The organism is Cobetia sp. BL01, assembly GCF_056493605.1.
In genome coordinates, this window is record NZ_JBVBEE010000003.1 from 156,061 (window position 1) to 175,107 (window position 19,047).

16 protein-coding genes are annotated in these 19,047 nt (G+C 60.8%); 11 read left to right on the forward strand and 5 right to left on the reverse strand.

Translation table 11 applies throughout. From position 1 onward, the window contains the following. Positions 1 to 23: 23 nt before the first annotated feature. A complete protein-coding gene (locus tag ACZYGA_RS07015) occupies positions 24 to 1,973 on the forward strand; it encodes a serine/threonine protein kinase (RefSeq protein ID WP_404625505.1) in 1,950 nt (649 codons plus the stop codon). Between the two features lie 199 nt (positions 1,974 to 2,172). Here ACZYGA_RS07015 and ACZYGA_RS07020 read toward each other — a convergent pair whose 3' ends face one another. Further along, positions 2,173 to 3,627, reverse strand: a complete 1,455-nt coding sequence (locus ACZYGA_RS07020) for an aspartate ammonia-lyase (RefSeq protein ID WP_417286258.1) — start codon at positions 3,625 to 3,627, stop codon at positions 2,173 to 2,175. Between the two features lie 265 nt (positions 3,628 to 3,892). Here ACZYGA_RS07020 and ACZYGA_RS07025 point away from each other — a divergent pair, with 265 nt between their 5' ends. Then, positions 3,893 to 4,825, forward strand: coding sequence for a LysR substrate-binding domain-containing protein (locus ACZYGA_RS07025; protein WP_077377372.1), 933 nt, complete (start codon positions 3,893 to 3,895; stop codon positions 4,823 to 4,825). Between the two features lie 79 nt (positions 4,826 to 4,904). Here ACZYGA_RS07025 and ACZYGA_RS07030 read toward each other — a convergent pair whose 3' ends face one another. From ACZYGA_RS07030 to ACZYGA_RS07040, 3 genes are all read right to left on the reverse strand, one after another. Further along, the gene (locus ACZYGA_RS07030; RefSeq protein ID WP_404625681.1) at positions 4,905 to 6,032 is read right to left on the reverse strand and encodes a bifunctional nicotinamide-nucleotide adenylyltransferase/Nudix hydroxylase; all 1,128 of its coding nucleotides are present in this window, start codon (positions 6,030 to 6,032) and stop codon (positions 4,905 to 4,907) included. 387 nt (positions 6,033 to 6,419) lie between these two features. Continuing rightward, positions 6,420 to 7,373, reverse strand: coding sequence for a nucleoside hydrolase (locus tag ACZYGA_RS07035; RefSeq protein WP_077376524.1), 954 nt, complete (start codon positions 7,371 to 7,373; stop codon positions 6,420 to 6,422). 119 nt (positions 7,374 to 7,492) lie between these two features. After that, positions 7,493 to 8,413 carry a ribokinase gene (locus ACZYGA_RS07040; RefSeq protein ID WP_404625508.1) on the reverse strand — a complete coding sequence of 307 codons (921 nt, stop codon included), beginning with the start codon at positions 8,411 to 8,413 and terminating at the stop codon, positions 7,493 to 7,495. A 170-nt stretch (positions 8,414 to 8,583) separates the two neighbouring features. Here ACZYGA_RS07040 and ACZYGA_RS07045 point away from each other — a divergent pair, with 170 nt between their 5' ends. Next, a complete protein-coding gene (locus ACZYGA_RS07045) occupies positions 8,584 to 10,515 on the forward strand; it encodes a PDC sensor domain-containing protein (protein ID WP_479398699.1) in 1,932 nt (643 codons plus the stop codon). A gap of 177 nt (positions 10,516 to 10,692) precedes the next feature. Here the strand turns inward: ACZYGA_RS07045 and ACZYGA_RS07050 are convergent, their stop codons facing one another. Beyond that, positions 10,693 to 11,712, reverse strand: coding sequence for a D-2-hydroxyacid dehydrogenase (locus ACZYGA_RS07050; RefSeq protein ID WP_404625512.1), 1,020 nt, complete (start codon positions 11,710 to 11,712; stop codon positions 10,693 to 10,695). A gap of 314 nt (positions 11,713 to 12,026) precedes the next feature. Between ACZYGA_RS07050 and ACZYGA_RS07055 the strand changes: the two genes are divergently transcribed. The 8 genes from ACZYGA_RS07055 (at position 12,027) to tolR (ending at position 19,044) form a co-directional block, all read left to right on the forward strand. Further along, on the forward strand, positions 12,027 to 12,251 hold the full coding sequence (locus tag ACZYGA_RS07055) for an FmdB family zinc ribbon protein (protein WP_136937831.1): 225 nt from the start codon (positions 12,027 to 12,029) through the stop codon (positions 12,249 to 12,251). A 143-nt stretch (positions 12,252 to 12,394) separates the two neighbouring features. Then, positions 12,395 to 14,182: an aspartate--tRNA ligase gene (gene aspS, locus ACZYGA_RS07060; protein WP_479398700.1), complete on the forward strand. Its 1,788-nt coding sequence runs from the start codon at positions 12,395 to 12,397 to the stop codon at positions 14,180 to 14,182. 249 nt (positions 14,183 to 14,431) lie between these two features. Then, positions 14,432 to 15,010 carry a crossover junction endodeoxyribonuclease RuvC gene (gene ruvC / locus ACZYGA_RS07065; RefSeq protein WP_077376507.1) on the forward strand — a complete coding sequence of 193 codons (579 nt, stop codon included), beginning with the start codon at positions 14,432 to 14,434 and terminating at the stop codon, positions 15,008 to 15,010. Positions 15,011 to 15,418: 408 nt separating this feature from the next. After that, entirely contained in the window at positions 15,419 to 16,033 is a 615-nt protein-coding gene (ruvA, locus tag ACZYGA_RS07070) for a Holliday junction branch migration protein RuvA (RefSeq protein WP_404625515.1), read from the forward strand. A 204-nt stretch (positions 16,034 to 16,237) separates the two neighbouring features. After that, positions 16,238 to 17,281: a Holliday junction branch migration DNA helicase RuvB gene (ruvB, locus tag ACZYGA_RS07075; protein WP_404625517.1), complete on the forward strand. Its 1,044-nt coding sequence runs from the start codon at positions 16,238 to 16,240 to the stop codon at positions 17,279 to 17,281. Positions 17,282 to 17,319: 38 nt separating this feature from the next. After that, positions 17,320 to 17,727, forward strand: coding sequence for a tol-pal system-associated acyl-CoA thioesterase (gene ybgC, locus ACZYGA_RS07080; RefSeq protein ID WP_479398702.1), 408 nt, complete (start codon positions 17,320 to 17,322; stop codon positions 17,725 to 17,727). A gap of 178 nt (positions 17,728 to 17,905) precedes the next feature. After that, positions 17,906 to 18,583, forward strand: a complete 678-nt coding sequence (tolQ, locus tag ACZYGA_RS07085) for a protein TolQ (protein WP_077377369.1) — start codon at positions 17,906 to 17,908, stop codon at positions 18,581 to 18,583. A 14-nt stretch (positions 18,584 to 18,597) separates the two neighbouring features. Beyond that, positions 18,598 to 19,044, forward strand: coding sequence for a protein TolR (gene tolR / locus ACZYGA_RS07090; RefSeq protein WP_077376494.1), 447 nt, complete (start codon positions 18,598 to 18,600; stop codon positions 19,042 to 19,044). Positions 19,045 to 19,047: the final 3 nt, after the last annotated feature.

Below are 19,047 nucleotides of genomic sequence, written 5' to 3' on the forward strand. Positions count from 1 at the left end.
TTCGATGAGGGAGGCGCTTGTCCATGAGTGACACGCGCGCCCATGAGCGCCTGCAACAGTTCTATATCCCGGAAGAGCAGTCCATCTACCTGCTCTCGCATCATGATGCCAAGAAGCTCAAGGACTGGGTGGCGCTGTGCGTTGCCCAGCTCGAGGGGCTGGGCTATCGCGAAATCCATCTGGTCGGCAAGGGGGCTTATGGCTTCGTGTTTGCCGGGTGGCGCCCTGGTGAAGGTACGGCCATTCGAGAGGAGCACGTCTTCAAGTTCACGCGGGTCACCTTGCCTCAGGCGTTGCAGGACCGTCTGGAGGAAGAGGCCTTCATGCTCGACCAAGTCGCGCATCCGTTGATTCCGCGCCTGATCAGTTACCAGCGCGTTCGCCGCCAGTCGATACTGGTCATGGAGCGCGCGCCGGGCATCAATCTCGAGGAGTACTCGCTCAAGCATGGCCGCATGTCACCGCGTCTGGTGATCAGGGTCGCCAGTCAGCTTGCCGGGATTCTCAAGTCGCTGCGTGGGTCATCCGCAAGCCCCGGTACGCCCGCGGTGGTGCACGGGGATATCAAACCGTCCAACCTGGTCTTCGATGCCGAGGGTGAGCAGGTGGCATTGATCGACTGGGGCAGTGCCGTCTTCGCGCAACTCGACGAGCACATGCAATACCTCACGACCAATGTGATGCAGCTGATGTCGGATGATCTGCAGCAGACCAACGCGCGACTGGGCGATGTCTACTTCATCGGCGAGGAACAGCTCAATGGCGCGCTGTCCTCGCCTCGCTTCGATGAGCAAGGCGTGGCCGCGACACTCTATGCACTGGCGTCAGGGCAGTCGTGTCGCTTCGGCGTGCGGGCCATCCCGGCAACCTCGCTGGGACTGCCACGGGAGTTCGCGCGCATGCTGGATGGCATGCTGGCGGAAGACCCGATGCTGCGAATGCAGGCGGGTGACTACTTCCTGCGCGAGATGCCAAGAATGGCTCGTCTGGTCATGCCGGAACTGCCGTCATCGCCGATACCCTCTCTGCTTCCCGTCTGGGTGAGGCCTGCCGCCCGCGACATCGACACCGTCGTCTATACCTCGCGCAAATCCTTTCTGCGGGAAGCCTTCGAGATCGATGGCATGGACAGTGCGCAGGCCAACCACGAAGACGGCGACCACGCCAATGCGCTGGATGCCGTCAACGACGTCCAGCTGGATCGCTATTACAAGAACTTCATGCAGGGCATGGGAGATACGGAGAAAGCCTTTCTGGCCGCCGTGAGCCGGCTGGGGAAGTATCCGATCGTCGGGGGACTGGCGATCCGCTGGGAGCCGCAGGGCATCTTCGTGGACACGGCGCTGCACCTGCATGACCCCTCGCTCAAGGCCGCCTTCGTGGTAGCGGTCAACAACATGGTGGCGCTGGCGCGTGCCATCTACCGACAGGGGGTGTTCAAGGCCTGTCTGTTCAATGCGCGTGATACCTTGCACCTGGAGCGCGACGACCCCGAGGACGCCTTCACGCTGCCGCAAGCCTCCCCCCGGCGTGAGGCACTCCGCTTTCCCTATGAAGTCAGCGCCGTTCCGGAGCTGGAGGATGAATCACGAGTGCACTCCTATTTCGAGGATGGCCCGGATCCCGAGGAGTTTCTGGCCCTGCCGGAACAGATCATGAACGCGCTGTCGGAACTCAACCAGATCCATCACACCGGAATGCTGATCTTCGAGGCATTGCCGCATCATCTCAAGATCCACAGTTATTACCGTCTGCTCGACCCCGGGCGTGAAGCCGATTTCGCGCATCTTCTGGATGTCATCCTGGCCGCCGTACCACTGATTTCCGGACTGGGGGTGTCGGGCTTCATGAAGATGCCCTACAAGAACACCAAGCACTTTGACCACGTCGAAGCGCAGCCCGAGCGCTTCTACCCGCGTGACCCTCGGGTCAACAGGACGACTCGGCAGGATCCAGCAGGGCAGGCCAGATAGCAGCGTGACAGTGGAGAGAAGCGAGGAAAGAGGAAAGAGGATAGAGAAGCGACTTGTCTTGCCGCTATCCTGCAGACAAACGCCCCGCTCAGGTTTCAGGCCTGGGCGCGGCGTTTTTCATTTCAGTCTGCGCGTCAGATTACGCCACGGTTTGGCGCAAGGATAACCCGTGATGAGTCATCGGAACGCTGCTGCAGCTTCAATCCTTCATCTGGCGCGGCCGTGTCATCGCCTGCGGCGACAGCAGTACTTCAAGGCGCGCCTCATCCAGCAGGCCTTCCTCGCGCACCAGCTCCAATACGCTGCGACCGCTGACCAGGGCTTCCTTGGCGATGCGGGTCGCGTTGTCATAGCCGATGTAGGGGTTGAGGGCAGTGATCAGGCCGATGGAGTTGTTGACCAGCTCCGCACAGCGATCCCGATTGGCCGTGATGCCGATCACGCAGCGATTCTTGAGCATGGTCATGGCTCGGCTCAGCTGGCGGATGGAATCCAGCAGCTTGTAGGCGATCAGCGGCTCCATCACGTTGAGCTGCAACTGGCCGGCTTCCGCCGCCATGGTCAGCGCGGTGTCGTTGCCGATCACATCAAAGGCGACCTGATTGACGGCTTCCGGAATCACCGGATTGACCTTGCCCGGCATGATCGAGCTGCCCGGCTGCTGAGGCGGCAGGTTGATCTCGTTGAAGCCGGTGCGCGGGCCGGAAGACAGCAGGCGCAGGTCATTGCAGATCTTGGACAGCTTGACCGCGAGGCGCTTGAGCATGCCGTGGAACAGCACGAAGGCCCCCATGTCACTGGTCGCCTCGACCAGGTCCGACGCCGGACGGAAGTCGATGCCGGAACGACGTGCCAATGCCTCGATGGCCAAGGCGCTGTAGCGCGGATCGGCATTGATGCCGGTGCCGATCGCCGTGCCCCCCAGATTGACTTCCTTGAGCAACTCGTTGAGGTTGGCGATGCGCTCGACATCTTCGCGCAGGGTGTTGGCGAAGGCGCGGAATTCCTGGCCCAGCGTCATCGGCACCGCATCCTGAAGCTGGGTGCGCCCCATCTTGACGACATCATCGAATTCCAGTGCCTTGCTGGCAAAGGCATTGGCCAGTTCGCTCAGCGCATCCACCAGCATCGAGTGGCTGCGCAGCAGGCCGACACGAATGGCCGTCGGATAGGCGTCATTCGTGGACTGCGCCATGTTGACGTGATTGTTGGGGTGCAGGTGCTGGTAATCCCCTTTCGGATAGCCAAGATATTCCAGCCCGAGGTTGGCGATCACCTCGTTGGCATTCATGTTGGTCGAGGTGCCGGCCCCCCCCTGGATCATGTCGACCACGAACTGATCGTGATGATCGCCATTCATCAAGCGTGCACAGGCATGCTGGATGGCATCGTGCTCACGTGTCTCGAGATAGCCCAGCGCGTGATTGGCTTCCGCGGCAGCGGCCTTGACCAATGCCAGGCCTTCCACCAGACGCGGGAAGTGGGACAGCGGCACGCCGGACAGATGGAAGTTGTTGAGTGCACGCTGGGTCTGGACACCGTAATAGGCCTCTGTCGGGACCGGCTCGCGTCCCAGTAGATCCTTCTCGAGGCGGAAACCGTTTGCCAATGCCTCCTGCTCTGCATGGCTGAGGTCGGGCTGTGAAGATGGCATGGCGTTCTGAGCGGTTTCCGAGGCACTGTTCACTTGGGCGGAACTCCTGGCTGAAGTACACTGTTGCGCTTGAAGCGCGGTGAGGTGGACAAGGGTAACCAGCAGGATGCCCCGACGACCAATGCCTATCGCCGCTGCCGTATACGTCAAATGCATACGACGAAGGTAGTGATTCTCCCCCGTGAAGCTCACTGCCAGAGACAAGGCGCTACATGACCGGTTTTCACGCATATTGCCGGCATGATCGATATCGATGGGAGTTCGGGTGAACCTGGAAACAAAATGGCTGGAAGATTTCGTCGCGTTGTCCAATACGCGCAGCTTCTCCACCTCGGCTCGCCTCAGACATGTGACCCAACCAGCCTTCAGCCGTCGAATTCGCGCGTTGGAGCAGGCCGTGGGCACCACGCTGGTGGATCGTTCGACCACGCCTGTCAGCCTGACGCCGGAAGGACAGTTGTTCTTGGTGACCGCGCGCAATTTGACCGAGCAGCTGTCCGAATGTCTGGCCCATCTACGGGGGCTTGGGATGGCCAACGAGACGCTGGACATCGCGGCGGCACACTCGCTGGCGCTGGCGTTCTTCCCCAAGTGGATCTCGCGCCTTCAGCAAGGGCTGGGGGAGTTGCCGACGCGGCTCTCCGCCATGAATGTCGGCGATGCCATCCATGCCCTGCGTGAGGGCAACTGCGATCTGATGCTGGCGTATTACGACCCTTACGCCAGCATGCAGCTGGATGCAGAGGCATTCCCCTCCTTCTCGGTGGCCAAGGTCAACATGCTGCCGGTCTGCGTGCCGCTGGAGAACGGCGAGCCACGCTTCCCGCTGACCGGCCAGAGCGAAACCAGTCAGGACGCGATTCCCTTGCTCTCCTATACACAGGGAGCGTTCCTGGGGCGCAGCGTGAAGATGTTGCTCAAGAATGATCCATTGCGGCTTCGCTTGCGCACCGTCTATGAAATGGCGATGGCGGAGGGACTCAAGGGCATGGCGTTGCAGGGAGTGGGCATGGCGTGGATTCCGGACTTCTGCATCCGGGATGAGCTGGAAAGTGGCAAGCTGGTGAGAGCCGGCAATGACGCCTGGGATATTCCGCTGGAGATTCGTCTCTATCGTTGCTCACTGGTTCACAAGCCGGGGATTGACAAGCTGTGGAAGCAGCTGATGAATCTGCCGCGAGATTTCCTTCAGGCCTGACAGGCCACACCCAGACACGACAACGGCAGGCCAATGGCCTGCCGTTGTCGTGTCTGGCAAAGCTGTCTCTATCGGCGAGTCAGAAACTGCTTTGCCCCGCATGCAAGCCCAGAAAGTTCTGGATGATGAAGAAGTGGTCTTCGAACAAGGTGTCAGGCTCCAGATCTGCCAGTGCCACCCAGCGAGCCTGCTCTTCGCTGTCCTTGCCACTGCTGCGCAGTTTCGGTAGCTGCTGCTCCGGGCGCAGTGCGAAATAGAAGGCCTCTGCCAGCGTGCGACCGCGCCAGCTGCGATGAGGCTCATCGAACAGACGCTGCCCACGCAGTGAGCCGCGCAGGACAGGTTCTGGCACCTTGAGCCGCACGCGTTCTCTCAATTCGCGCAGGCAGGCATCCAGCAGGCGCTCCTGCGACTGGACGAAGCCCCCGGGCAAGGCGTAAAGCCCCTTGCCAGGCGCCGCGCGTCGGGTGGTCAGCAGGATATGCCCTGATTGCACGACGACCGCATTGACCGTGATGAACAGGGGAGGATAGGGCGCGTCACTCCATGCCGCGCGATACTGCTCGAGCAGTCGACGCTCCTCGACCAGACCTTGCCATGCCGTTTCCTCCAGAAAGCCGCGCAAATGTTCTGCGACGCTGCCGGGCAGCAACTCCAGTCCCTCGTTGTCCAGCCAGTCCTCGACTCTGGCCCGCTCGCTGAAGATCACATCGCGGATATGACTCGCCACCATGCCCTCGTGGTAAGGCCCTGCCACGGATTCCCACTGCGGGAACAGACTCAGATAATAGCTGGAACGTGCATTGTCATTGCCATGCGTGGCCCCGATCAAGGCGATGCGTGGCATGCGATTGGCCTGCGGGCGTGCGATGTCACGCACCTTGCGCTGCACATCCCGCACCCAGACATCGTCGTTGTAGAGAGCATCCAGCAGCGGCACGATTTCCAGTCGGGCATTGGCATCCTCCCCGAAACAGCTGCGAATCATGTTGGTGCGTTCATCGAAGGTGAAAGGGTTGCGCAAGGAACGCGCCTGCCAGGCAGACCCCACCAGGACGATGACCTGGCGTGCACGACGCAGGGCCTCCTCCATGATCGCGACATGACCATGGTGAACGGGTTGGAAGCGGCCGATGAAGACGAGACAGTCATACTGACAGGCGTTGTCTGCCGAGCCCTCGGAGCAGAGCTGAGACGGTGCACGCATGGCGGGCATGAGAGTCGATGAGGGCATGAAACGCTCCATGGAATTCTGAAGACTGCATCTGGATGGCAGGTCGTGCGTCCCCGATAGCCTATCAGATAACGCGCATACGCTGAGCATGGCCTGGCAGTGTGCGATCTGTCTGCGTCTGCAGGCATCTACATATTATACCGTTATCTTTTGTCTTCACACAGATATCGATCCTACCCACAACACTGTCATCGACGAGGTGGGAGAGGCGAAAGACGAGAGAAACGAGAGAGGCAATAGAAAGCGGAGAGCAGGCGAGGCATCACGCAGACTGGCTACCCCCCGCAAGGCATGCCTTGCAGGGGGCCAGCCGGTATCGTCATGACCCGCGGTGCGTCACGTGATATCGGGAGTACAGGCTCAGGAAGCCTTGGCGGTCAGCACGTCGGTGATCCACTCGACGACCTGCTCACCGTTGGCATTGACGCAGACGTCGACCAACGGCGTCTGGGACCATTGATTGCCGAGGAACTCGCGTCCTTGCGGCGCGAACAGGGTCTGGCCTTCCGCCAGCCCTTCGACTTCGACGCTCAGGTGGCCACGCTCGACGGTGAACATCTCCGGCTTCATCAGCCAGGCCAGGGCACAGCTGTCGTGCGGACAGCAGCCATCGATGCCACGAGCTTCCTGGTAGAAGGCCTTGTAGAACTGATAGCTGCCGGACAGCACCTCGCCCAGGGCACCTTGCGCGACACGGATGCGCTCGACATGTGCCGGGGACAGCACGCAGCGGTGAGTGGCATCCAGGCCGACCATGGTCAGCGGCCAGCCTGCCGTGAGCACCTTGGAGGCGGCATGCGGGTCGTTGAAGATATTGGCTTCCGCGACCGGAGAGACGTTGCCGCCTTCACGGATGGAGCCACCCATCACGACCACCTGCTTGACCTTGGTGATGATGCTCGGGTCCAGTTGCAGGGCGGTTGCCAGGTTGCCCAGCGGGCCTACCGCGACGAGGGTGATCTCGCCCGGACGCGCATTGACCTGCTCGACGATGAACTGCGGTGCACTGATGGGCAACGCCTTGCCCTTGGGCTCCGGGATATCCATGTTGCCAAGGCCGTTGGCGCCGTGGATGTGCGCCGGTGCGGGGAACTTGTCCTTGACCAGCGGTTGGGCAGCACCCTGTGCGACCGGGATATTCTGGCCCGCCAGCTCCCCCAGCAACAACGCATTGGACGTGGCGGTCTCGATGGTGACGTTGCCGAAGGTGGTCGTCATGCCGAGGAATTCGATGTCCGGATGTGCCAGGCAGATGGCGATGGCCTGGGCGTCATCAACGCCCGGGTCGGTATCAAAGATGATGGGAGTCTTCATGATGTCCTCTTGCCGATAAAGCCATGAACCGGTGCCATCGGCACCTCAATCAGCGTGCCGTGGGCTGAGCCTCACCCTCAGGAAAGGCTCAGACCTGTCCGGTTCAAGGGGGTGATCGTTCAGTTGCTCAATGCGTCCAGGGGGGGCCACTTAGCCAGGGCGTCAGCGACATCGCTGCTGCCCGGAATGCTGGGAGCGGCGCCTTCACGACTGACACAGAGTGCGGAGGCCGTGCTGGCGCGACGCAGACTGTCTTCGATGTTCATGCCATCGATCTGGCTGGCCAGGTAATAGCCGATGAAGGTATCGCCGGCAGCGGTGGTATCCACCGCCTTCACGCGATGGGCAGGCAGCTGGATGCGCTGCTCGCCCAGCTGATAGCAGACGCCCTCGCTGCCCAGAGTCAGCACGACCTCGGTGGCGGGCAGGCGCTCATGCAGGGCATTGAGCAGCGTGTCGACCGGTGCGCTTTCTTCCAGCTCGACCAGTTGCGCCGCTTCGCCACGGTTCAAGAACAGCACCTGGCAATGCTCCAGCGGGAGATCCAGCACTTCAGCACTCATCGGCGCCGGGTTGAAGGCGATCTTCATGCCCTTGGCATGCGCCATCTCGATGACCTTGCCAAGCGCATTGCACTCGTTCTGAAGCAGCAGCCAATCGCCCTGGGTGACTCCGGAGAACAGCTCGGAGAGGTGTTCGTCGGTGAAGCCATGATTGGCACCAGGGTAAAGGATGATGCTGTTCTCGGCGTGATCATCCACCTGAATGATGGCGTGACCGCTGGCGCTGGCGCTCAGTTCGACCTGAGACGTGATGACACCGGCGCTCTCCAATGGCTCAAGTGCCCAGCGGTCGGCATTGCCGAGACGTCCCCAGTGGGTGACATCTCCGCCTGCGCGTGCCAGAGCGAGGGACTGGTTGGCCCCCTTGCCGCCCAATACCTGACGGAAGGAGTGACTCGCCAGAGTTTCACCGGGGCGAACCAGATGAGGGACCCGGTAGACGTGATCGATATTGATGGAACCGTAGTTGTAAAGCATGCAGCCTCCTTGGGGGCGAGCATCCTAGCAAAGCCTTGGCCGCCTGTCCGCAGTCCTGACACCAAGGTCTGACCTTTTGGACATGTTTGAGCGTTGAAGCGCGAAGTCCACCTATAGGCAAGAGAAGGCGCATACTCGATTCACTTATGGAGGAATCAGGAAATCCGCCAATGCCGGGAATTCAACGTACCCCCATCACCATCAAGAAATGGGTCTGGCGCGCGCTGTTTACCAGTACCATGATCCCGTTGCTGCTGGTAGAGACGGCGCTGGTAGCGGTGTACTTCCTGTCCAACGACGAGATACGTGATGCCAACCTGAATTACCTTCAGGCGCAGTCGAGCAGTGAGTTGAATCTGGCCATGCTGCGCGAGGCCAAGAGCCTCAATCGTCAGCTGGAACATATACAGGATCTCTCCACCGGCATGGCGGCACAGGCCCGCATGATTCGACTCGACAGTGCTTCTCCCGTCAGTGCGAAGCAAGCGGCTCGGCATGGATTCGAGCGCAGTGGCGCCTGGGCCAGCCAGAGGGATGAAGGGGATCAGGCCAGTGGCTTCCATGCCGTGCTGCCTGATATCGAGATCGATGTGCCACTGGCATTGCGAATGACGGCCGTGGACCCCCTGATGCGCAATATCGTCTCGACCCATCCCGCGGTCATCCAGACCTTCGTGACGCTGGCGAACTGCTCTGTGCGAATCTATCCCTATGTGGATCTCGTCGAGTTGTTGCCCCCCGATCACGATTGCCGAGACTTCTCCTTCTTCTACCTGGCCGCACCGGCCATGAATCCCGAGCGCCACACCGTCTGGACGGATCTCTATCAGGACCCCGCCGCCAATGGCTGGATGACGTCTGCCGTCACGCCTTTTTACGACGGTGACGAATTTCTCGGTGTGGTAGGCATCGACATGACCCTGGATGTCATCGTCAACCAGATTCTGGCCATGGAACTGCCCTGGAGCGGCTTCGCGATGCTCTACGATGCCAAGGGGCGCTCACTGGCGGTGCCGTCGAGAGGCGAATCTTTGCTCTCTCTGGCACCGGTCGAGCAGCCGGACGTCAGCATTCTCCAGGAGGAGGACGTGCTGCGGCCGGCGCAGATGGAGCTGTCCAGGCATCCCGTCTTCGCCACCCTGTCCGAGCAGATCCTCGGGCAGCGTCGTGGCTCTGCAAGCGTCTTGGTGAATGGTGAGCCCTTCAAGGTGGCCTGGGAGCGTCTGAGCAGCAATGACTGGATCATGTTGAGCATGGTGGAGGAGTCGGCCGTCTTCTCGCGTACCGCCGAGATCGGGCGCAATTTTCAACTGGTCGGCATGGCGCTGGTGGGCGGCCTGATTCTCTTCTATCTGAGCTTCTTCCTGCTGATGAGCTGGCGCACCCACCACATCAGTCGCCATCTGTCCGTGCCGCTGGCAGAGCTCAGGGATCGCCTGCATCGTATCGGCATGGGGGCGGAGATCGAGTCTCCCGGGCAATGCGGTATCGTCGAGCTGGATGATGCCCATCATACGGCGGAAGAGATGTACCGACGTCTGCGCCAGACCCAGCAGGAACTCCAGGCCAGTGAGCGGCGCTTGCTCGACTCCCTGGAAGCCAGTGGCGACAGTCTGTGGGAGATGGATATTCCCGGGTGCATCATCCACATTCACCCCAATCTGTGGCGGATGCTGGGAGCGACAGGGCGTGAGCCGCTGGTGATGCGCGAGCTGGACTTTGATCGGCTGATCCATCCTGATGACCTGGAAGCCGTGCATGTCCTGCGTCACCGCGTGTTCACCACCTTCGGCGATACCTTCGAATGTCAGTACCGCATGCGCGCCCCGGGAGAGGAGGATCTGCGGCACATCGAAAGCATGGGCTGCAATGCGCATTCTGATCTAACGGTTGAACCGGGCATCGAGCCGCAAGGCGGCGAGGGCCATGCGGCATCGTCGGCGAGTCGGCATGACGAGGATCAGGCGGCGGATGCCATTGATTGGGTATTGCTCATCTCGCGCGGGCGGGTAGTGACGTGGGATGCCGAAGGCCACCCCGTCAAGGCCGCTGGCATGCATATCCGTATCGACAGATCCTCATTCGCCAGCCACCTGCGCTGAGCGAGCTCAAGAGTGATCTCAGGCTAGCTGCCATCGATGTCGCGTCACTCCTCTTGAATGACGCGGCAATCCCGGCACCAGAAGGGGCCAGATGCCTTGCGCATCTGGCCCCTTCTGGTGTCTATCCATGCCTCTGCCAGCGGGCGGGCATCGGAGTGCAGCCCCCTCGTCCATGTCTCAGACGTTTTCGCCGAGATAGGCCTCGATATTGGCAAGACTCAGATCCAGTATGTTCTGACGCGCTTCACGACTGATCCAGGCATTGTGGGGCGTGACGATGAGGTTCCATCCGGCCTCAGACGCCGTGCGGCCGTCAGCCAGCGCTGTCAGCAGGGCATGGCCTTCCCGGGGCGGTTCCTCCGGCAGGCTGTCGACGGCCAGTCCACCGAGGTGCCCAAGCTTCAAGGCGGCAAGTGCAGCCTCTTCATCGATGATGCCACCGCGTGCACAGTTGATGAGCAGGGCACCGGGCTTCAGCAACGCCAGGGCCTGCTCGTCGATCAGATGGTGTGTCTCAGGCGTCAGTGGGCAGTGCAGGCTGATGACGTCCGCTTCAGGCAGGAGGTGTTTCAGGCTCGGTCGTTGAGACGTCGACTCACTGCCCGGGCGCGCGGCGAAGGTGACGCGCATGTCGAACGCCTCTGCCAACCTGCCCACGGCAGTCCCCAGCTCTCCCTTGCCGACGATCACCAGATGCTTGCCGGCCAGTTGCAGGGTGGGGCGGCCCATCAGGCAGAAGGTATTGCTGCGCTGCCATTCACCGCTCGCGACATCTCCCTGGTAGCCAGGCAGTTGTCCGGCCAGTGCCAGCATCAACATCCAGGTGTGCTGTGCGACAGAGGCGGTGCCATAGGCCGCGACGTTCATGACGCGTATGCCTTGCGCCCTTGCCGCTTCCATGTCGATGTTGTTGGTGCCGGTGGCCATGACGGCGATCAGCTTCAATGTCGGCAGGGCCTCCAGATGCTGCGCCTCCAGGCGTACCTTGTTGACCAGCACGATTTCGGCACCCTCCAGACGCTCCACGACCTGCTCGGGCAACGTGGCATCATGGCAGACAAGCCCATTGACCCGGTCCTTCAGGCGGCTGAAGTCAAGGCCGTCGCCAAGTGATGCCATGTCGAGCATCACGGCCTGCGGGCCAGAACCAGCGGCAGCAGTAGGGGGAGTTGCAGATGCGAGTTGGGGATCAGACATCGGTGTCCTCATGACGTGAGACGGCCGGGCGGCAGTGAATGAGGCCTGACCCTGGCCGGGCATGACGGCGCATTGCCGGGAATCTATCGAGGTGTTGCCCCGCAAGGGGCCGAGCACGCTATAATGTGGCCCTTTCGCTTTGACTTGAAAGACGTTCAACTGGCCTTATTGTACGCGTTCCGAAGCTGTGCTTGAGATGTCACTCATATTGATGTCTCCGGCACGTCTGATGCAAGGGCGCCGCAAGGCATAACATTGTCATGGTCCGGGATTCGCATTCATGCGCTCGGGACCAGTATCGTCAGGAAAAAACCATGCCGATCTATGAATACCACTGCAAGGCCTGTGGCCATCGGATGGACAAGTTGCAGAAGATCAGCGCCGCGCCGCTGACGGAATGTCCGGAATGCAAGACGGACCAGCTGGAAAAGCTGGTATCCGCCGCCGGTTTCCGTCTGGCGGGCAGTGGCTGGTACGAAACGGATTTCAAGTCCGGCAGCAAGAAGAATCTGGCCGGAGGTGGCGATAGCTCGTCCTGATGTCTCCCGTCATCAGGCCAGCTGTCATGCCTGCCATCCATGTGCAAGGTCATGCATGAGTGGCAGGCATCTCCAGCGTCAGGCCCTCTGAGACAGACGCGCACCAGTGCGTCGATCACGAATTTGAGCAACAAGGAATCAACATGCGCAGCCACTATTGCGGCAAACTGAACGAGACCCTGATCGATCAGGATGTCACTCTGTGCGGGTGGGTGCACCGCCGTCGCGACCACGGTGGCGTCATCTTCCTCGACATGCGCGACCGTGACGGTATCGCCCAGATCGTCGTCGATCCGGACACCGTCGATGCCTTCGCCACTGCCGACAAGGCGCGCAGCGAGTACGTCCTGCGCATCAAGGGCCGTATTCGCATGCGCCCGGAAGGCACCCAGAACCCGAACATGCCGACAGGCATGATCGAAGTGCTGGCCAAGGATGTCGAAGTGCTCAACACCGCACAGACGCCGCCGTTCCAGCTGGACGACCACAACAAGGTCGGTGAGGAAGTTCGCCTCAAGTATCGTTATGTCGACCTGCGTCGTCCGGACATGATCGACAAGCTGCGCCTGCGTTCACGCATCACCCACAGCGTGCGTGCCCAGCTGGAAGCCCTGGGCTTCCTCGACATCGAAACCCCGATTCTCACGCGTGCCACGCCGGAAGGGGCACGTGACTATCTGGTGCCGAGCCGCACCTATGCCGGCAGCTTCTTCGCGCTGCCGCAGTCTCCGCAGCTGTTCAAGCAGCTGTTGATGGTCGCCGGTGTCGATCGTTACTACCAGATCGCCAAGTGCTTCCGTGACGAGGATCTGCGCGCCGATCGTCAGCCGGAATTCACCCAGATCGACCTCGAGGCCAGCTTCGTCGACGAGAAGGACATCATGGGCATGACCGAGACCATGATCAGTGGCCTCTACAAGGAAGTGCTGGATGTCGAGCTGGGCGACTTCCCGACCATGCCGTATTCCGAAGCCATGCAGCGCTTCGGTTCCGACAAGCCGGACCTGCGTATCCCGCTGGAGCTGGTCGATGTCGATGATCTGATGAGCGGTGTGGACTTCAAGGTCTTCTCCGGCCCGGCCAAGGATGACAAGGGCCGTGTCGCCGCGCTGCGTGTGCCGGGCGGTGCCAGCCTGTCACGCAAGGAAATCGACGCCTACACCAAGTTCGTCGGCATCTACGGTGCCAAGGGCCTGGCGTGGATCAAGGTCAACGAGCGTGCCAAGGGCATCGAGGGTCTGCAGTCGCCGATCGTCAAGTTCATGGAAGACGTCGTGGATGACGTGCTGGACCGCTGTGGCGCCGTCGATGGCGACATCGTGTTCTTCGGTGCCGACAAGGCCAACATCGTGGCCGAGGCCATCGGTGCGCTGCGCGTCAAGCTGGGCGAAGACCTCAACCTCTACACCCGCGAATGGGCACCGCTGTGGGTCGTCGACTTCCCGATGTTCGAAGCCGATGCCAATGGCCGCCTGAGCGCGCTGCACCACCCGTTCACCGCGCCGTCCTGCACCCCGGAAGAACTCAAGGCCGATCCGGAAGCGGCACTGTCTCGCGCCTATGACATGGTCATCAACGGCACTGAGCTGGGTGGCGGTTCCATCCGTATCCACGACCAGGGCATGCAGCGTACCGTGTTCGAAGTGCTGGGCATCGGCGAAGAGGAAGCGGAAGAGAAGTTCGGCTTCCTGCTCGACGCGCTCAAGTTCGGCGCGCCGCCCCATGGTGGTCTGGCCTTCGGTCTCGACCGTCTGGTCATGCTGATGACCGGCGCCAAGACCATTCGTGAAGTCATTGCCTTCCCGAAGACCCAGAGCGCTGGCTGCATGATGACCGACGCCCCGGGGGAAGTCAGCGGTGAGCAGCTCAAGGAGCTGAACATCCGTCTGCGTCAGAAGGTCAAGGTCGAAGAAGAAGGCGGTCAGGCCTGATCCAGGCGAATGACCCCGGGGTGATCAACCTCTCCTGACAGGCGCCATCAGCGCCCGGGAGAGGGGCAGTCCCGCGCAAGCGGGCAAGTGACCCCCGGCAAGGCGGTGTGAGACTGTTACCTGCAGATGATGCAGGCAATGACAGTGTCGCACCGCCTTTTTTGTGGCATTGTGGCTGGTTATATACACAGTAAGCTGGAAAGACGACAGGGGTGGAGCGGCAATGAGTGTGAGACGTGAGGCGGTGGCATGATCATTCTTGGCATTGATCCGGGATCACGCCTGACCGGTTACGGCGTACTGGACGTCTCGGCGGCTCAGCCCCGCTATGTGGACAGTGGCTGCATCCGCATGTCCCAGGTCAGCCTCGACCAGCGGTTGGCGCAGATCTACGCCGGTATCAGTGAAGTGATTGCCATGCATCGCCCGGCGGAGTTCGCCATCGAGCAGGTCTTCATGTCCAAGAATGCCGACTCCGCGCTCAAGCTCGGTCAGGCACGTGGGGCAGCCATCGTGTGTGCGGCGAACCACGGCCTGCCGGTATCAGAGTATGGGCCGCGACAGATCAAGCAGGCTGTCACGGGGTCCGGTGCAGCAGACAAGGCGCAGGTCCAGCATATGGTGACCCATACGCTCAAGCTCTCTGCAACGCCTCAGGCGGATGCCGCGGATGCTCTGGCCATCGCGCTGACACATTGCTTTGCACGCATGCGACTGACCCCGAGCAGCGCGCAGCTGGAGGCGTTGGGCCTGGGGGCGGGTGCAGGGCGCAAGAGTACCCGCGCACGACGCAGCAGTAGCTGGCGTGACTTTGAGCCGGGCAAATGAGGTGTCTGCCGGTCACGTAGGGTCTGAAGAGTGTCTGGTCAGGGGCTGAAGAGAGTGGGGAGCAGACTCCGGCGTGTGCCGAAGACGGCCTCTACAGGCGAGAAGTGACAAGCCCGCTTGCGCCAGATACGCTATCGTTATCAATAAATTCCAATTTTTCAGTCACTTGTAGGCTTGTTTTCACGATGTCAGGCAGCATCTTGCGTTCTGCTGGCATCCGCATGCTGCCTGCATCTGGCCTCATGGCAACAAGTGACTGTCAGATTCATGCGACAAAATCGTCGTGACACTCGGACATGCCGCCTGCACGTTATCTTTGGTAGGCTTGCCCGCATCGCAACAACCCGTGCCGCCTGACACCTGATGTGATGAGCAGGCGGCACTGAAGACTCAAGGACAGCCCGAAACATGATTGGACGTCTGACCGGGCGTTTGCTCGAAAAGCAGCCGCCTCATCTGGTACTCGATGTACAGGGTGTGGGCTATGAACTCGAAGCCTCCATGAATACCTTGCTGGGTCTGCCGGCTGTCGGGGAGGACTGTCAGCTGTTCACCCATCTGGTCGTGCGTGAAGACGCCCAGTTGCTCTATGGCTTCGGCAAGGAGCCGGAGCGTCGTCTGTTCCGGGAATTGATCAAGATTTCCGGGGTCGGGCCGCGCCTGGCGCTGGCGATTCTCTCGGGAATGGAGCAGGCCGATTTCATTCGCTGCGTGCACGACGAAGACAGTCGGGCACTGACTCGCTTGCCCGGCGTCGGCAAGAAGACGGCGGACCGCCTGATCATCGAGATGCGCGACCGGCTCAAGCATTGGACGATTCCGCAGGACGATGGTCTGTCGGAAATGGCGCGCGCTTCGCAGCCACAGCCGCCGGTTACCCATCCCCTGGCCGACGCCGAAGCCGCTCTGGTCGCGCTGGGCTACAAGCCGGTCGAGGCGGCCAAGATGCTCTCGGGACTCGAGACAGGTGCCTCCACGGAAGCCCTCATCAAGGCGGCGTTGTCCCGCAAGATGGCCAGCTAGCGCACGAGTCTCGTGCCTGATAGCGTGAATGACAGAATAGGCACGATCTGATTGGATTTATTGACTAGGGAAAGGCCGGCGACTGGGGTAGAAAGTGCGCGCTTGATTGCATTGGCGCAAGATCATTTCACTGCCTCGGTCAGACCACCTCTCGCCACATGATTCATGTCTGCAGCATGAGTCATCAGGAGTTGAGCAAGCATCATGATGGAGTCGGATCGACTGATCTCCGCGGCCACGCATGATCCGGAAGAACGGATCGATCGCGCCAATCGGCCGCGAACGCTGAATGAGTATATCGGTCAGCCGATCGTGCGCGAGCAGATGGAAATCTTCATCAGTGCCGCTCGCGGTCGTGGCGATAGCCTGGATCACACCCTGGTATTCGGGCCCCCGGGACTTGGCAAGACCACTCTGGCACACATCATTGCCAGTGAGATGAGCGTGGACATCAAGTCGACGTCCGGACCGGTTCTGGAGCGGGCAGGTGACCTGGCCGCCATGCTGACGAATCTTCAGGAAGGCGATGTACTGTTCATCGACGAGATCCATCGCCTGTCACCGGCGGTCGAGGAAGTGCTGTATCCCGCGATGGAGGACTATCAGCTGGATATCATGATCGGTGAGGGCCCGGCTGCCCGCTCGATCAAGCTGGAACTGCCACGATTCACTCTGGTGGGGGCGACGACCCGGGCTGGTCTGTTGACCGCGCCCCTGCGAGATCGCTTCGGAATCGTTCAGCGCCTCGAGTTCTACGATATCGAGTCGCTGACCGGTATCGTCTCGCGCAGTGCGAAGCTGTCAGGCATGGAAGTGGAGATGGATGGCGCGCGCGAGGTCGCACGACGCTCGCGAGGGACGCCGCGTATCGCCAATCGGCTGCTGCGGCGGGTGCGTGACTTTACCGAGGTGCGCGGCGATGGCCGTCTGACGCTGGATGTCGCGGACAAGGCGCTCAACATGCTCAATGTGGATAGCCACGGGCTGGATCATATGGATCGCCGGTTGCTGCTGTCGATGATCGAGAAGTTCGATGGCGGGCCCGTCGGTGTGGATTCGCTGGCGGCCGCCATCGGCGAGGAGCGCGATACCATCGAAGATGTGCTGGAGCCCTATCTGATTCAGCAGGGCTTCATGATGCGAACGGCGCGTGGGCGCGTGGTGACCAGTTCCGCCTATCAGCATTTCGGCATCACGCCGCGTGAGACCCAGGCGCGTCTGACGCCGGGTGGGCAGGAGGACGCATGATGTCGTCTCTTCAGACATCCAGACCCGGCGAGGAAACGTTGACTGAGCAGACGGGCGAATTTCATCATGCGGTGCGGGTCTATATCGAGGATACCGATGCGGGTGGCATCGTCTATTACGTCAATTACCTGCGCTTCATGGAGCGCGCACGCAGTGAATGGCTGCGCGCACGTGGCTATTCCCAGCAGACACTTCTGGAGCGCGGTATCCAGCTTGTCGTGCACAGTGTGGCCAGTCGCTATCATCGTCCTGCGAGACTGGATGATCTGCTTCAGGTCACGGCAACGGCAGGTGAATTGCGTGGCGCGCGCCTTGTCTTTCATCAACAGGTGATGAAGGACGGGGTGATGTTGAGTGATGCCGAGGTGGTGATTGCCTGTGTCGATGCCAGCACATTGCGTCCGCGTCGATGGCCAGTGGAATTGCTGAACGCTCTTGAGGTCTGAGTCACCGATACCAGATTGACCGAGAGTCGCCGTGGTCAAGGCGTGAACGAGTGAGACGCCGTTGCAGCCATCCTTCTGGTCGGATGTCAGGCGACGGAGTCGGACGAATGTTAAGGGTGTCGCCTCACCGGCGGCACTGACTGAACCAAGTAAAAGAGGGATTTCCGTGGAAGATTCGATGTCGATCATTTCGCTGTTCGCGAATGCCAGCCTGGTGGTGCAATCCGTCATGTTGCTGCTGTTGGCGGCTTCCATCGCCTCCTGGGTAGTGATCTTCCAGCGGGGGATGGCATTGTCACGAGCGAAACAGGCGTATACCGCCTTTGAAAAGCGTTTCTGGTCCGGAGTGGATCTCAATCACCTCTACCGTGAATTGCCCAGTGAAGAAGAGGCGACGCCGGGTGCTGCAGGCGTCTTCCGTGCAGGCTTTCGTGAGTACAGCCGTCTCAAGCCCAAGTCCAGCAATGCCGATGCAGTGATGGACGGCGTTCAGCGCAGCATGCGTGTCACGCTGTCACGCGAGGAAGAACGTCTCAATATCCATCTTCCGTTCCTGGCCACCGTCAGCTCCGTAAGCCCCTATGTGGGTCTGTTCGGGACGGTGTGGGGCATCATGGGCTCTTTCCAGGCACTGGGGACTGCACAGCAGGCCACTCTGACCACTGTCGCTCCCTGGATTGCAGAAGCGCTGGTCGCCACCGCCATGGGGCTTTTTGCCGCGATTCCGGCAGTCATCTTCTATAACCGTCTGGCCAGCCGTGCCGATCAGCTGCTGGGCCGTTATGAAGACTTCGCCGAAGAGCTTCACTCCATTCTGCATCGCAATCTGCACGGCCGTGGCAGCAACGACGCCTGAAAGGAGAGTCGAGCATGAAAGGACCTTACAGCCGGGGGCACAAGCGCAAGCTGTCCTCTGAAATCAATGTGGTGCCCTTCATCGATGTCATGCTGGTGCTGCTGGTCATCTTCATGATCACCGCGCCGATGATGACCCAGGGGGTACAGGTCGAACTGCCCAAGGTCACCTCCAAGCCCATCGACAATCCTGATGACGTGACACCGCTGATCGTCTCGCTGGATGACAGCGGCAACTACTACATCGATCTGGGCTCTGATCAGGACAAGCGGACTCCCGTCGCCCTGGATGACCTGGGCAGCAAGGTGGCCGCCATCGTGTCGGAAAAGCCCAAGACACCCGTGCTGGTCAAAGGCGCCAAGACAGCGCCATATGGTGATGTGATGGGGCTGATGAGCACTCTGCAGGGGGCGGGCGTTCCCAATGTCGGGCTGATTTCAGAACCGCCGAATGAGGGCTGATGG